The sequence below is a fragment of the Halorubrum tebenquichense DSM 14210 genome (genome assembly GCF_000337415.1).
GTDB lineage: Archaea > Halobacteriota > Halobacteria > Halobacteriales > Haloferacaceae > Halorubrum > Halorubrum tebenquichense.
In genome coordinates this window covers 1-239 of sequence record NZ_AOJD01000093.1, presented here as the reverse complement: position 1 = coordinate 239, position 239 = coordinate 1, and the positions used below count along the sequence as shown (strand labels likewise).

Genomic DNA, 239 nt, shown 5'->3' with positions numbered 1-239 from the left:
CGAGGTACTCAGCGAGGTAGATCGCCAGCTCGTCGAGCGCGCTGTCGTCGTCTTCGTCAGCTCGGTCAGCTCCGGCGTGCCGGACCGAGGTGGTCGAGTCGTCCTCGAGGTCGTGCGCGTCCCACTCCGCGAGGTCGCAGTTGCGAACGGGCGCCTCGATGACCGGCTCGAACGTCGACGGTCGAACGGTCCCATCGACGAAGACGGCCATGTGAACGTGGAGGTATCCGTTGTTCACG

At 65.7% G+C, this 239-nt stretch carries 1 pseudogene; it reads right to left on the bottom strand.

The window, feature by feature from the left end:
• Window positions 1-239: pseudogene (locus C472_RS16050) on the bottom strand (replication protein); the annotation flags it as partial.